Source organism: Terracoccus luteus (assembly GCF_003635045.1).
In the GTDB taxonomy this organism is placed as follows: domain Bacteria; phylum Actinomycetota; class Actinomycetes; order Actinomycetales; family Dermatophilaceae; genus Terracoccus; species Terracoccus luteus.
In genome coordinates, this window is sequence record NZ_RBXT01000001.1 from 190,620 (window position 1) to 204,325 (window position 13,706).

At 72.0% G+C, this 13,706-nt stretch carries 12 protein-coding genes; 2 read left to right on the forward strand and 10 right to left on the reverse strand.

Annotated elements, in window-relative coordinates:
* Positions 1-124: 124 nt before the first annotated feature.
* From pstB to mshD, 7 genes are all read right to left on the reverse strand, one after another.
* Positions 125-901, reverse strand: coding sequence for a phosphate ABC transporter ATP-binding protein PstB (gene pstB, locus DFJ68_RS00915; protein ID WP_121030265.1), 777 nt, complete (start codon positions 899-901; stop codon positions 125-127).
* A 16-nt stretch (positions 902-917) separates the two neighbouring features.
* Positions 918-1,781, reverse strand: a complete 864-nt coding sequence (pstA, locus tag DFJ68_RS00920; protein ID WP_121034945.1) for a phosphate ABC transporter permease PstA — start codon at positions 1,779-1,781, stop codon at positions 918-920.
* Between the two features lie 176 nt (positions 1,782-1,957).
* Complete coding sequence (gene pstC / locus DFJ68_RS00925; protein ID WP_121030267.1) at positions 1,958-2,965, reverse strand: phosphate ABC transporter permease subunit PstC; 1,008 nt, start codon at positions 2,963-2,965, stop codon at positions 1,958-1,960.
* Between the two features lie 156 nt (positions 2,966-3,121).
* Positions 3,122-4,249 carry a phosphate ABC transporter substrate-binding protein PstS gene (gene pstS / locus DFJ68_RS00930; protein ID WP_245963369.1) on the reverse strand — a complete coding sequence of 376 codons (1,128 nt, stop codon included), beginning with the start codon at positions 4,247-4,249 and terminating at the stop codon, positions 3,122-3,124.
* Positions 4,250-4,494: 245 nt separating this feature from the next.
* The gene (locus tag DFJ68_RS00935) at positions 4,495-5,445 is read right to left on the reverse strand and encodes an NUDIX hydrolase (RefSeq protein ID WP_121030271.1); all 951 of its coding nucleotides are present in this window, start codon (positions 5,443-5,445) and stop codon (positions 4,495-4,497) included.
* Between the two features lie 79 nt (positions 5,446-5,524).
* Entirely contained in the window at positions 5,525-7,882 is a 2,358-nt protein-coding gene (locus DFJ68_RS00940; RefSeq protein WP_121030273.1) for an RNA degradosome polyphosphate kinase, read from the reverse strand.
* 140 nt (positions 7,883-8,022) lie between these two features.
* Positions 8,023-9,003: a mycothiol synthase gene (gene mshD / locus DFJ68_RS00945; protein ID WP_121030275.1), complete on the reverse strand. Its 981-nt coding sequence runs from the start codon at positions 9,001-9,003 to the stop codon at positions 8,023-8,025.
* 117 nt (positions 9,004-9,120) lie between these two features.
* Here mshD and DFJ68_RS00950 point away from each other — a divergent pair, with 117 nt between their 5' ends.
* The gene (locus DFJ68_RS00950; protein ID WP_121030277.1) at positions 9,121-10,989 is read left to right on the forward strand and encodes a bifunctional metallophosphatase/5'-nucleotidase; all 1,869 of its coding nucleotides are present in this window, start codon (positions 9,121-9,123) and stop codon (positions 10,987-10,989) included.
* 286 nt (positions 10,990-11,275) lie between these two features.
* Here the strand turns inward: DFJ68_RS00950 and DFJ68_RS00955 are convergent, their stop codons facing one another.
* On the reverse strand, positions 11,276-12,091 hold the full coding sequence (locus tag DFJ68_RS00955; protein WP_121030279.1) for a hypothetical protein: 816 nt from the start codon (positions 12,089-12,091) through the stop codon (positions 11,276-11,278).
* Between the two features lie 6 nt (positions 12,092-12,097).
* Positions 12,098-12,361 (reverse strand): MoaD/ThiS family protein, encoded by a 264-nt coding sequence (locus DFJ68_RS00960; protein WP_121030281.1) that lies wholly within the window; start codon positions 12,359-12,361, stop codon positions 12,098-12,100.
* Positions 12,362-12,540: 179 nt separating this feature from the next.
* Here DFJ68_RS00960 and DFJ68_RS00965 point away from each other — a divergent pair, with 179 nt between their 5' ends.
* Positions 12,541-13,266 carry a response regulator transcription factor gene (locus DFJ68_RS00965; protein ID WP_121030283.1) on the forward strand — a complete coding sequence of 242 codons (726 nt, stop codon included), beginning with the start codon at positions 12,541-12,543 and terminating at the stop codon, positions 13,264-13,266.
* A 64-nt stretch (positions 13,267-13,330) separates the two neighbouring features.
* On the opposite strand, the gene DFJ68_RS00970 is transcribed toward DFJ68_RS00965, so the two are convergent.
* Positions 13,331-13,702: a DsrE family protein gene (locus DFJ68_RS00970; RefSeq protein ID WP_121030285.1), complete on the reverse strand. Its 372-nt coding sequence runs from the start codon at positions 13,700-13,702 to the stop codon at positions 13,331-13,333.
* Between the last annotated feature and the right edge of the window lie 4 nt (positions 13,703-13,706).

Here is a 13,706-nt window from a genome sequence, read left to right on the forward strand (position 1 = left end):
CCTCTCGACGGTAGCCAAGCGACCTCCTGACGGTGCTTACGCGCCCTCTCGACGGGTGGACGCACGAGAGCGCGGATGCCGGGTGGCCGGCATCCGCGCTCTGCGGTCTTCGTGCGGGGTGGGCTCAGCCGAAGCGGCCCGAGATGTAGTCCTCGGTGGCCTGCTCGGTCGGGTTGTTGAAGATGCGGGTCGTGTCGTCGATCTCGATGAGGCGGCCGGGCTCGCCCGTCGCCTTGAGGTTGAAGAAGGCGGTGCGGTCGGAGACGCGGGCCGCCTGCTGCATGTTGTGCGTGACGATGACGATCGTGTACTCGGACTTCAGGTCGTTGATGAGGTCCTCGATGGCCAGCGTCGAGATCGGGTCGAGCGCCGAGCAGGGCTCGTCCATGAGCAGCACCTGCGGCTGCACGGCGATGGCGCGGGCGATGCAGAGGCGCTGCTGCTGACCGCCCGAGAGGCCGGCGCCGGGCTTGGCGAGGCGGTCCTTGACCTCGGTCCAGAGGTTGGCGCCCTTGAGCGAGCTCTCGACGATGCCGTCGAGGGTCTTCTTGTTCTTGACGCCGTTGAGGCGCAGGCCCGCGGCGACGTTGTCGTAGATCGACATCGTCGGGAACGGGTTGGGGCGCTGGAAGACCATGCCGACGGTGCGGCGCACGGTGACCGGGTCCATGGCGCTGTCGTAGAGGTCCTGGTCGTCGAGCATGACCTTGCCCTCGACGCGCCCGCCGGGGATGACCTCGTGCATGCGGTTGAGGGTGCGCAGGAAGGTCGACTTGCCGCAGCCGGAGGGCCCGATGAAGGCCGTGACCGAGCGCGGCTCGACCGTCATCGACACGCCTTCGACCGCCTTGAACGCCCCGTAGAAGACGTTGAGGTCGGTGACGTCGATTCGCTTTGCCATCTGTGCAGTCGCTTTCTTACTTCTTGACGGAGCCGAAGTGCGCGATGACCCGGCCGATGAGGTTGAGCAGCAGCACGAGCACGATGAGCGTGAGGGCCGCGCCCCACATGCGCTCGGCCGCGGTGGCGAGGGCGAAGTCGCCGCGGTCCTGGTTGATCATCATCGGCAGCGTCGGGAAGTTGCCGGCGAACAGGTCCCGCTGGAAGTTCTTCGTGTACGGCGCGAGGATCAGCAGCGGCGCCGTCTCGCCCATGATGCGGGCGAGGCCGAGCAGCACGCCGGTGACGATGCCCGAGAACGCGGTGCGCAGCACGATGCGCACGACGGTCACGTACTTCGGCACGCCGAGGGCGTACGAGGCCTCGCGCAGCTCGTTCGGCACGAGCTTGAGCATCTCCTCGGTCGACCTGACGATCACCGGGATCATGAGCAGCACGAGGGCGAGCGCGGCCGCGAAGCCCGAGCGCTCGATGCCGAACGTCGTGACCCACACCGCGTAGATGAAGAGCGCGGCGACGATCGAGGGCACACCCGAGAGGATGTCGACCATGAAGCTGATCGCCCTGGCGAGGTGGCCGCGGCCGTACTCGACGAGGTAGACGGCGGTGAGGATGCCGATCGGCACCGCGATGAGGGCCGTGACCCCCGCCATCATCAGCGTTCCCTCGATGGCGTGACGGGCGCCGCCGCCGGGGTCGTCGGAGTTGATGTTGCGCTGGTTGCCGGTCCACCACACGCTCGTCGTCAGCAGGGAGAAGCCCTTGCTGATGACGACGTAGAGGATCCAGACGAGCGGGATCATGACGATTCCGAAGGCCAGCCACATGACCACCTTGGCGACGACGTCCTTGACGGCGCGGGCCCGGTGGGGGTTGTTCATCTCGCTGACGGCGTCGCCGGCGGGGCGCCCACCGGGGGGAGTGGCACCGTCCTGCGGCGTCCCGGAGCCGGCGGCGATGTCACGCCCGCCGGTCGTGGCCCCGGTCGCGCCGGTCGCGCCTCGGCCGGCGGGGCCGCGGCTGTCGCGGCCGTCACGGCTCTCGCGGGTCGTGGTGCTCATTCGGTGAACGCCTTCCTGCGCTCGATGACGACGCGGGCGATGCTGTTGACGACGAAGGTCAGCACGAAGAGCACGAGGCCGGCGGCGATGTAGGCGCCGGTGCGGCTGGGGTTGCTGAACTCCGCCGCGTTGTTGGCGATCTTCGACGCGAACGTCTCACCGCCGTTGAAGAGCGAGAAGGTCCAGGGGCTCGAGTCGTTGAGGCCCGAGACGAGGAACGTGACGGCGATGGTCTCGCCGAGGGCCCGGCCGAGCGCGAGCATGGCGGCCGAGATGACGCCCGGCTTGCCGAAGGGCAGCACGGCGGTGCGGATCATCTCCCACTTCGTGGCGCCGAGGGCGAGGGCGCCCTCCTTGTGGGCCAGCGGGGTCTGGTCGAAGATCTCGCGCGAGAGCGCGGTGACGATCGGCAGCACCATGATCGCGAGCACGATGCCGATGAAGAAGATCGTGCCGCCGGTGATGCCGGTACGGGCCAGCAGCGGGAACCACCCGAAGGTGTCCTCGATCCAGCCCTGGATGGGCTTGAAGAAGGGGCCGAAGGTGATCAGGCCCCAGAGGCCGTAGACGATCGAGGGCACGGCGGCGAGCAGGTCGACGAGGGCCGCGGCGGGCTTGCGCATCCAGGTCGGCGCGTACTGCGTGAGGAAGAGGGCGACGGCGACGCCGAACGGGACGGCGATGACCATCGCGAGCGTCGACGCGGCGACGGTGGTCCAGAGGAACTCGAGGATGCCGAACGCCGGGGCGTCGCCGCCCGGAGCCCACACGCGCGAGGTGAAGAAGTTGGCGTCGTTGTCGAGCAGCGCCGGCACGGCCTGGACGACGAGGAACACCGCGATGAGCGAGACGATGGCGATGACGAGCACGCCGGAGGCGGTGGCGGCGCCGCCGAAGAGGCGGTCGCCGAGCCGGCCGGTCGAGGCGCGGTCACCCTCGAGCGGGGGCCGACCCTCGGGGTCGGGCAGCTGGTCGGCCACGGAGACGCCGGTGACGCTGGACACCTCGGTCCTCCTGGGTTGGGGCTGATGGGGCGGGGTCGTGCGGGGTCGTGCGGGGTCGTGCGGGGTCGTGCGGGGTGCTTCGGGTGGCGCGGCTCAGGTGCGGCGCCGGTGCGCGCGAGGGCGGGCGCCGGGACCGGCGCCCGCCCTCGTCGGCGGTCAGGAGATGCTGTCGACCGCGGCCTGGACCTTGGTGGCGACGTCGCTCGGCAGCGGCGCGTAGCCCTGCTCGGCGAGCTTGCCCTGCAGGTCGTTCGACGCGAACGTCTTGAGGAAGGCCTTGACCTTCTTGCCGGTCTCGGCGTCGGCGTACTTCGAGCAGACGATCTCGTAGGTGACGAGGACGATCGGGTAGGCCCCGGCCTCCTTCGTCGCGTAGTCGATCTTGAGGGCGAGGTCGTTGCCCGTGCCGGTCTGCTTCGCGGTGGCGACGGTCTTGCCGGCCGACTCGGCGGTCAGCTCGACGGGGCCTGCGCCGGTGTCGATCTGGGCCATCTTGAGGTCGTTCTGCTGGGCGTAGGAGAGCTCGACGTACGTGATGCCGCCGTCCTGGCCCTTCGTCGCGGTGGCGACGCCGGCCGACTTCTCCTTGCCCTCGCCCTTGCCGGTCCACTTCTTGCCGGTCTCGTAGCTCCACGCGTCGGGCGCGGCGGCCTTGAGGTACTTGGTGAAGTTCTCGGTCGTGCCCGACTCGTCGGAGCGGAAGTAGACCTTGATCGGGGTGCTCGGCAGCGTGACGCCCGAGTTGAGCGCGGCGATGGCCGGGTCGTTCCACGTCGTGATCTGGCCGTCGAAGATCTTGGCCGCGACCTCGGCGTCGAGCACGAGCTTGTCGACGCCCTGCACGTTGTAGGCGATGGCGATGGGGCCGGTGACCATCGGCAGGTTGAGGGCGGGCGAGCCGCAGGCCTGGGCGGCGGCCTCGGACTCGATGGTGCCGTCCTTCTCCTCGGTCTTGAGCGCTGAGTCGGAGCCGGCGAAGTCGACCTGCTTGGCGATGAACTGCTTGATGCCCGCGCCCGAACCCGAGGGGTTGTAGTCGATGGTCGCGTCGGCGCAGTTCTCCTGGTACGTCGAGATCGCCTCGTCGATGGCGTTCTTCTGGGCCGAGCTGCCCTCGGCCTTGAGGTTGCCGGAGAAGCAGTCACCGCTGGCGGCGCTGGACTCGGTGGATCCGCCGGCGCCGGCGCCCGCGGAGGAGCCGTTGTTCTCCGACGCGCAGGCCGACAGGAGCAGGGCTCCCGACAGGGCGACGGCGCCGAGGACGGTGGAGCGTGAAACTGACACGAGCGTGGTCCCTCTCGATGGGGGGTGAGGTCTGTGGGTGGAGCGTCGGACTCCCTCGAGCGACGCTGCTGGAAAGTTCATCCATCGGCGAAGATAGGTGCGCCGGGTGACCAGTTCGCCCTGTCCGGTGAACCGCAGGTGAACGGGTCGTGGCGAGTTGGGGGCCGGGCTTGTCTCGGCTGGCGGGGGCGTGCGCCCCGGCGCAGGATCGTCCTTTTCGACCCGTCGTCGCGGGTCGGCCGGCGTCAGTTGTAGACGCGCTCCACGCCGACGACGCGGGCCTCAGGGCCGCGACCGGTGAGGTGGCAGACGAGGGTCTCGCCCTTGCGCAGCTTCGAGTCGGCCGCGGTGTGCAGCTCCTCGGTGAGGTAGCCGCCTCGCTCGTGCCCCTCCGCCACCCGCCCGATGAGCAGGTCGACGAGGGTGGGCAGCACGGGGCCGTGGCTGCAGATGGCGGACGGGTCGGCGTGCTCGAGCAGGCGCTCCAGCTCGTGGGCGGCGCCGGCGCGATCGTGCTCGAAGCCCTCCTCGGACAGGCTGTCGCGGCGGCGCAGCTTGAGCCCGGCAGCGCGGGTGTAGGGCTCGACGGTCGAGACGCACCGGGCCGACGACGACGTCGTCACGCGCTGCACGCCGTAGGCCTCGAGCACCGGCGCGATGGCGCGGGCCTGCTCGCGGCCCACCGCGTCGAGCGGGCGCTCACGGTCGTCGGAGCCGGTGAAGCGCGAGCGCGGCTGGGCCTTCGCGTGGCGCACGACGACGAGCGGCCACGTGCGCAGCACGCCGTCGCGCTCGGCCCGCACCAGTGCGAGCAGCTGGCGCCGGTCGCGGGCGTAGTCGAGGCGGTCGTGGGCGCTCTTGACGTCGAGCCAGGCGACCTCGTCGATCTCGTGCTCGAGGATGCCGGAGCCGCCCGTCACGCGGGCCGCCCAGTAGTGCACGCGCTTGGTCACCGGCCGCCCGACGGCGTCGAGCAGCGGGTACTCGGCGGTCGGGAGCGGCAGGCCGACGCGCACCGTGAGGCCGGTCTCCTCGAGCGTCTCGCGGGCCGCGGCGACGCACGGCTGCTCGCCCGGGTCGAGCTTGCCCTTGGCCCAGCTCCAGTCGTCGTACTTCGGGCGGTGCACGAGCGCGACCTGCAGCTGCCCGTCACGGCGGCGCCACGGCAGGGTCCCGGCGGCAGGGATGACGGACACGGGCGTCAGTCTGCCCGACCCCGCGCCCGGGGTCGCGTCGACGCACGGACCCGGCCCCCCGGCATCCACCCTCGACAGGTCAGCGGCGGCGGGCCTTGCGACGCCGCTTGTCGTGACGCTCGATGAGCTTGGCCTGCAGGTCGTCGAGCTGCTCGCCCGCCTCGTTCTGGTGGTGGCGCACCCAGCGACCGTCGGAGCCGAGGTCCCAGCGGGAGGTCGTCTCGGCGAAGCCGAGGTCGATGAGGTCGCGCAGCTCGTCGACGTGGCTGGGGTCGGTGATCCGCACGAGGGCCTCGACGCGGCGGTCGAGGTTGCGGTGCATCATGTCGGCGCTGCCGATGTAGACCTGCGGGTCGCCGCCGTGCTCGAACCAGAACACCCGGGAGTGCTCGAGGAAGCGGCCCAGCACCGAGCGGACACGGATGTTCTCGCTCAGGCCCTCGACGCCGGGGCGCAGCGCGCAGATGCCGCGCACCCACACGTCGACGGCGACGCCCGCCATGCTCGCGCGGTAGAGGGCGTCGATGACAGCTTCGTCGACGATGGAGTTGGCCTTGACGACGATGCGCCCGCGCGGGTCGTTCTTGCCGCGGGCGCGCTGCAGCGCGATCTCCTGCTCGACGAGCTCCACCAGGCCCGAGCGCACCGAGCGGGGGGCGACGAGCAGGCGCTTGAACCGGCTGCGCGGGGCGAACCCGCTGAGCAGGTTGAACAGGCGCGAGAGGTCCTCGCCGACCTGGGGGTCGGTCGTGAAGAGGCCGAAGTCCTCGTAGACGCGCGCCGTCTTGGGGTTGTAGTTGCCGGTGCCGACGTGGCAGTAGCGCACGAGGCCCTCGGACTCCTGGCGCACGACGAGGCACAGCTTGGCGTGGGTCTTGAGGCCGACGACGCCGTAGACGACGTGGACACCCGCCTCCTCGAGCTTGCGCGCCCAGCTGATGTTGTTGACCTCGTCGAACCGGGCCTTGATCTCGACGACGGCGAGCACCTGCTTGCCGGCCTCGGCGGCGTCGATGAGGGCGTCGACGATGGGGGAGTCGCCCGAGGTGCGGTAGAGCGTCTGCTTGATGGCGAGCACCTTGGGGTCCGCCGCCGCCTGCTCGATGAACGCCTGCACCGAGGTCGAGAACGAGTTGTACGGGTGCTGGACGAGGACGTCCTTGCCCCGCACCGCGGCGAGCAGGTCGATCGCCTTGCTGCTCTCGGCCGGCGCGAAGTCGGGGTGCGAGCGCGGCACGAACTTCGGGTACTCGAGGTCGCTGCGGTCGACGTCGGCGACGGTGAACAGGCCCCGCAGGTCGAGGGGGGTGGGCAACCGGTAGATCTCCCGCTCGCTGATCTGCAGCTCGCGGGCGAGCATGTCGAGCACCTTGGGGTCGATGTCCTCCTCGACCTCGAGCCGGATGGGCGGGCCGAAGCGGCGCCGGGTCAGCTCCTTCTCGAGGGCGGTGAGCAGGTTCTCGGCGTCGTCCTCCTCGACCTCGAGGTCCTCGTTGCGGGTGACGCGGAAGCTGAAGTGCTCCTGCACGACCATGCCGGGGAAGAGCTGGTCGAGGTGGCTCGCGATGACGTCCTCGAGCGGCACGAAGCGGGTGCGCTGCTCCTCGGCGTCGATGTCCTCGTCGACGCGGATGAAGCGCGGCAGGCTCGGCGGCACCTTGACGCGGGCGAAGTGCTCGGAGCCCGTCTTCGGGTTCTGCAACAGCACGGCGAGGTTGAGCGAGAGCCCGGAGATGTACGGGAACGGGTGCGCCGGGTCGACGGCGAGGGGGGTGAGGACGGGGAAGACGCGGTCCTCGAAGAAGCGGTGCAGCGGGTCGCGGTCGCCGTCGTCGAGGTCGCTCCACCGCACGATGGTGATGCCCTCGCCCTCGAGGGCCGGGCGGACGTCGTTGTGGAAGACGGCGGCGTGCTGGTTCATCAGCTCGTGCGCCAGCCGGGCGATGCGCTCGAGCAGCTCGCGCGGCTCGAGGCCGGCCGAGCTGCGCACCGCCAGGCCGGTGGCGATGCGGCGCTTGAGGCCCGCCACACGCACCATGAAGTACTCGTCGAGGTTGCTCGCGAAGATGGCGAGGAAGCGGGTGCGCTCGATGAGGGGCACCGCCGGGTCCATCGCGAGCTGGAGAACGCGCTCGTTGAACTGCAGCCACGACAGCTCGCGCTCGAGGTAACGGTCGACGGGCAGCTCGTCGGGGGCGGCCTCGGCGGCGCCGGTCGCCTGACCCACGAAGCGGCCGTTCGGCCCCCGGGCCGGCGCCCGGCGCGAGGGGACGGTGCTCGTGAACGAGCTGACCTCGGAGGTCTCGAGCCCGGTCTCCGGGTCGAGGCCCGGCCGGTCGGTGCGCTCGGGGCTCTCCGTGCGGTCGGCACGCTCGGCTCGTTCGCCGTTGGGGAGGACGTCGGTGACGTCGGTGCGCTCGAGGCTGCCGGTGCTCATGCGCCTTATCGTGGCACCTGCAGGCAACGACAGGGTGAACGAGTCTCGGCCGTCGGTCGATTCGCGCCGAGCACCCGTCGCGAGCGAGCCGGATGCCGGGCAGCCGCCTCTGCGTGGGAGCTCCCTCGGGCGAGGGACCCTCAGGCGTCGCGGCGGGCGAACTGCCGGTGCACCTCGCGGTCGACGAAGCCCAGCCGGGTGTAGGTGCGGACGGCCGCGACGTTGTCCTCGTCGACGTAGAGCTCGACCTCGCGCAGGCCGCGGCCGGCGAGGTGGTCCAGCCCGAGCACGGTGACGACCCGGCCGAGTCCGTGTCCCTGCTCGCCCGGGTGCACCCCGACGACGTAGACCTCGCCCACGTCGCCCTCCGGCGGGTCGACCTTCGTCCAGTGGAAGGCGGCGATGCGGTCGGGATCGCCTCCGGGGGTGACGAGGAGGAACCCGGCGGCGTCGAACCACGGCTGGGCCATCCGCTCCTCGAGGTCGGCGCGGGTCAGGCCGCCCTGCTCGGGGTGGTGGGCGAAGGCGGCGGCGTTGACGGCCACCCAGCGGTCCTCGTCGCGACCGGGCTCGAAGGTGCGCACCGCGAACCCCTCCGGCACGTCGGGTGCACCCCACGACGGGCCGTCGACGAGCGAGCGGGCCATGACGTGCAGCGAGCGCACCGGCTCGAGGCCGCGGGCGGAGGCGAAGGCGCTCGCGACGTCCCCCGCGGCGCCGGCCGCGTGGCTCCACAGCCGCACCTCGGGGGGCAGGGCCTGCAGCAGGGCCGTGCCCACGCCCCGACGCCGCGCGCCCGGGTCGACGACGAGCTCGGCCGCGGGCGGCTCCGGGCCGTCCGCGGTCACGGCGCCGGGCTGCACCTGGGCGTAGCCGACGAGCGCGTCGCCCCGCCGCGCGAGCACGTGCACGACCCCGGTCGGGTCGCCCTCGGCCGGCTCGCGCACGGCGAGCCGGAACTGCTCCGACAGCGGGGCGGAGCCGTCGACCTCGGATGCCGTCGTGGTCAGCCGGGTGACCGCCTGCACGTCCGCGGCGGTGAGGGCACCCGTGGCCCTGACCTCGGCAGCCGGCCCACCGGCATCCGTCGAGGGGGCAGGGACGGCGGTCTCGTCGGGCACCTCCAGATTTCACCACACCGTCGCCGCACGCCACCCCATCCGTCGGTGGTGACGGCTAGCCTGCGGGCAGGCGCTCGGGGGCGCCACCACGCAACCATGTGACTAGGGGAGACCACCATGTCCCGTAAGACCCGCCGGTTCGCCGGCGCCGCCGTGGCAGGGGCGTGCGGCCTGGCGCTCGCGGCCCCGGCCCTGGCCGCTCCGGCGCCCGCCGCGAGCCCGTCGGCCGCCGCCACCGCTGCCACCGTGGCGTCCTCGGCCACGCCCGCGAAGGCCGCCACCGCCAAGCCCGGCGCCGCCAAGGCGGCCTCGCCGCGCAACGTCGACGTGCAGATCCTCTCGTTCAACGACCTGCACGGGAACCTCGAGCCCCCGACGGGCTCGAGCGGGCGCATCCAGGTGGGCCCGACGAGCACCGAGACCGCCGACGCCGGCGGCGTCGAGTACCTCGCCACGCACCTCAAGCAGGCCCGCGCCGGGCACCGCAACACGGTGACGGTCGCGGCCGGCGACATGGTCGGCGCCTCCCCGCTGCTGTCGGCCGCCTTTCACGACGAGCCGACCGTCGACTCGCTCAACAGCCTCGGCCTCGACATCACGGCCGTCGGCAACCACGAGTTCGACGAGGGCTACAAGGAGCTGCAGCGCCTGCAGAAGGGCGGCTGCATCGACGACGGCGACGGCGCCAACAACCAGAACTCCTGCCCCGACGGCGCGTTCGAGGGGGCCGACTTCCAGTACCTCGCCGCCAACGTCGTCGAGAAGTCCACGGGCAAGACGATCCTGCCCTCGTACGCCATCAAGAACTTCGGCAACGGCGTGCGCATCGGCTTCATCGGCATGACCCTCAAGGACACCGCGAACATCGTCACCGCCTCTGGCGTCGCCGGCCTCGAGTTCAAGGACGAGGTCCAGACGGCCAACAAGCTCGTGCCGGTGCTCAAGGCGAAGGGCGTCAACGCCATCGTCGTGCTCATCCACCAGGGTGGGACGCCCCCGTCGGGCACGCCGTACTACTACACCTGCCAGGGCGGCGGTCAGCTCGACGCCACCTCGCCGATCATCCCGATCGCCCAGAAGCTCAGCCCGGCCATCGACATGGTCGTCTCGGGCCACACGCACCAGCCCTACGTGTGCAACATCCCCGACCCGTCGGGACGCGACCGGCTCGTGACCTCGGCGTCGTCGTTCGGCCGTCTCTACACCGAGACGAACCTCAAGTACGACACCCAGCGCAACGACATCGCCCGCACCTCGGTGCAGGGCTCGAACATGGTCGTCACCCGGGTCGTGCCCAAGGACGCCGCGCAGACCGAGCTCATCAACCGCTTCAAGGCGCTCGTCACCCCGATCGCGTCGCGCGTGCTCGGGCAGATCACGACCGACATCGTCCGCGCCCAGAACGCCGCCGGTGAGTCGCCCCTCGGTGACATGATCGCCGACGCGCAGCTCGCCGACGACTCGACGGTGAAGGACGGCAAGGTGCCGGTCGTCGCCTTCATGAACCCCGGTGGCGTGCGTGCCGACCTCGTCTACAACTCGCAGAAGTACCCCGGCGAGAACCCCGGCGACGTGACCTTCGAGGAGGCGTTCACGGTGCAGCCGTTCAACAACTACCTCGTGTCGATGGACCTCACCGGCCAGGAGATCTACGACGTGCTCAACCAGCAGGTCACCGGCGCCAACGCGGCGTCGAACAAGATCCTCGCGGTGAGCGACGGCTTCACGTACAGCTGGACCAAGACCGGCACCCCGGGTGTCGTCGACGGCTCGGTGGCCATCGACGGCGTCCCGGTCGACAAGACCGCGACGTACCGCATCTCGACGAACAACTTCCTCTCCGACGGCGGTGACGGCTTCGCCGCCTTCCAGGGGGGCGACGACAAGTTCTTCGGCGGTCTCGACATCGACGCGTTCGCCGACTACCTCGAGGCGAACTCGCCCTACTCGCCGCAGCCGCTCGACCGGATCACCCTCGTCCCCTGACGCTGGGCGGTCACCGGCCGCAGCATCACCCGCACCACCTCACGACGACGGATGCCGTCGGGCCTCGGCCCGACGGCATCCGTCGTCGTGCGCCCGCTTCCTCTCGTGCGCAGCGGCCCCGCCTCCGGCGGTGGAGGTGACCCGCGACCGCGGGTGGTCGCCCCGGACCTCCACCCACAGCGGCTCCCAGGACAGGTCACCCCCGCCGACGCTCGCCCACTGCTCCGTCAGACGGAGCAGTGGGTCCCACTGCTCCGCGGGGCGGAGCAGTGACGGAGGGCGCGGGTCAGGTGAGGATCGCGGCGAGGTGCACGATCGCGCCGATCGCGAGCAGCGACCCGGCGCCGGCGCCGACCTGGCCCCGGCGGGTGGGGATGCCGGGCTGGCGGGCGAGCACCCGCCGGAACGCCCACGACACGGCGCCCACGGACGCCCCGACGAGCACCGCCGTGACGGGCCCGACGGCGTCGAGCAGCATGCCGACGACGAGCCCGGCGACGGCCGCAGCGGCGAGGGCGACCACCGCGAGCACCGGCCCCGGCAGGTGCGTGCGGACGAGGACGTCGCCGAGCAGGGCGGCGACGACGGCCACCATCGCCACGACGACGACGGCCCGACCCCGCTCGCTGGTCCCCGCCACCACCGCCGTCGTCCCGGAGGCGACGAGCACGAGCCCGCCGAAGGCCGAGAGCAGCGAGAGCACGAGGCCCTCGCGCGGGGGCGGGCGGCGCAGCTGGGTGACGAACGAGAGCACGATGCCGAAGGCGACAGCGGCGCCGATCCAGTAGAGGTCGTCGCGCAGCGCCCCGAGCACGACGGCGACCGAGGCGAGCGCGAGCACGACGGTCGTCGTCGCAGGGCTGGCGGCGCCGCTCACGGTCGGCCACGTCGGCGCCAGCAGCAGCGCGAGCACGAGGGTGACGGCCAGCAGCGGGCCGTAGCCGCTGACCGCCTCGGCGACCCGCGCGGCGACCAGCACCGCGGCGGCGCCGACGAGGGTGGTGGCGACGGCGTACGGACGCAGGCGGTCGGCCTCGACGGTGAGGTCCGTCGACGCCCCTGGGGATGCCGAGGAAGCGGAGGCTGCGGAGGGGGTGGACATCGCGGCTCAGCCCCCGGCGAAGGGCGGCAGCACCTCGAGCACCGCACCCTCGCGCAGCGGCGTCGGGCGGGGGGCGGCGCGTCCGTCGACGAGGAACGTGGCCACGCCCGCCACCCGGGCGAGGGCCGGGTGCGCGTCGACGGCACGGTCCACGACGTCGGCGACGGTGGCGCCCTCGAGCCGCTCGTCGGTGACGCCGGCGGCCTCGCGGGCGGCGGCCCAGTAGCGGACGGTCACTGACGGGAGCGCCGGGGCAGGCGTGTCGCTCATCGGCCCGGGCCCTCCTCGTCTCGGTCGTGCGGTCCAGCGGTCGTGCGGCGTTCGTCGTGCGTCCGGCAGCAGCGCGGCCCCCGGCTGGCCCCGTTCTCGGTCGCGCGGCGGCGTCACAGCGTCTCACGGATGGCGGCGGTCACGGACCCGGCTGTCCAGTCTCCCCTATCCTGCATGAGATGGCCCGACTGCTGCTGCTCACCAACGCGCTCGCCCCGAGCGCCGAGGTGCTGCCTGCCCTGGGCCTGCTGTCACACACGGTGCGCATCCTGCCCGCCGAGGCGACCGCCCTCATGGACTCGCCCGACTGCGACGTCGTGCTCGTCGACGCCCGTCGAGAGCTGGCCAGCGCCCGCTCCCTGTGCCGCGTCTTGCGCACGACGGGCATCGGCACGCCACTGCTCGCCGTGCTCACCGAGGGTGGCCTCGCCGGACTCACCGCGGAGTGGGGCCTCGACGACGTCATCCTCGAGAGCGCCGGGCCGGCCGAGGTCGATGCCCGGCTGCGCCTCGCGGTCACCCGCGGCCAGGACGCCGGCGCCGACCTCGACCTGCCCATCACCTCGGGCGAGCTCGTCATCGACGAGGCCAGCTACTCCGCCCGGTTCCGTGGCAACCCGCTCGACCTCACCTACAAGGAGTTCGAGCTCATCAAGTACCTCGCCCAGCATCCCGGCCGGGTCTTCACCCGGGCGCAGCTGCTGCAGGAGGTCTGGGGCTACGACTACTACGGCGGCACCCGCACGGTCGACGTGCACGTGCGGCGGCTGCGCGCCAAGCTCGGTCCCGAGCACGAGTCGCTCATCGGCACCGTGCGCAACGTCGGGTACCGCCTCGTGCCCGACCGCACCACCCCGTCCGCGGGGGCGCCGGTCGACGCCCCGGACCAGGTGCCCACCCGCTGAGCGACCCGGCATCCGGGCGGGTCAGCGGCGCGAGCGGCGGCACGGCGGATGCCGGTCGGACTCGTCAGTAGACGAGCGCCTGGGCCCCGGGGGCGGTGACCTCCTCGACGAACGCGGCGGCGCCACGGATGACGGCCCCGTCGACGAGGTCGGCCTCGGCGAGCTCGCGACGGGCGGCGCACTGCGTGCACACCGTGAGCCGGCCCCCCTCGACGACGGCGTCGCGCAGGTCGACGAGGGGCGACGCGTGGGGGAGGGAGAACGCCTCCGCACGGCCGGGCACGGCCAGCCACGACGCCTCGCCGGTGAGCCACAGGGACACGGCCACGCCGCTCGCGACCGCGGTCGCCGCGACGGTGAAGGCCTGCGAGAGACGCTCCGGCGCCTCGACGCCGGAGGTCAGCTTGACGACGAGCGCACGGTCGGGGGTGTCCATGCCC

Bases quoted from the DNA above. Each gene is read 5' to 3' on its own strand.
- DFJ68_RS00970 (WP_121030285.1), bottom strand. From the start codon at position 13,702: ATGGACACCCCCGACCGTGCGCTCGTCGTCAAGCTGACCTCCGGCGTC.
- DFJ68_RS00965 (WP_121030283.1), top strand. From the start codon at position 12,541: ATGGCCCGACTGCTGCTGCTCACCAACGCGCTCGCCCCGAGCGCCGAG.
- DFJ68_RS00955 (WP_121030279.1), bottom strand. From the start codon at position 12,091: ATGTCCACCCCCTCCGCAGCCTCCGCTTCCTCGGCATCCCCAGGGGCG.
- DFJ68_RS00940 (WP_121030273.1), bottom strand. From the start codon at position 7,882: ATGAGCACCGGCAGCCTCGAGCGCACCGACGTCACCGACGTCCTCCCC.
- pstB (WP_121030265.1), bottom strand. From the start codon at position 901: ATGGCAAAGCGAATCGACGTCACCGACCTCAACGTCTTCTACGGGGCG.
- DFJ68_RS00950 (WP_121030277.1), top strand. From the start codon at position 9,121: ATGTCCCGTAAGACCCGCCGGTTCGCCGGCGCCGCCGTGGCAGGGGCG.
- pstA (WP_121034945.1), bottom strand. From the start codon at position 1,781: ATGAACAACCCCCACCGGGCCCGCGCCGTCAAGGACGTCGTCGCCAAG.
- DFJ68_RS00960 (WP_121030281.1), bottom strand. From the start codon at position 12,361: ATGAGCGACACGCCTGCCCCGGCGCTCCCGTCAGTGACCGTCCGCTAC.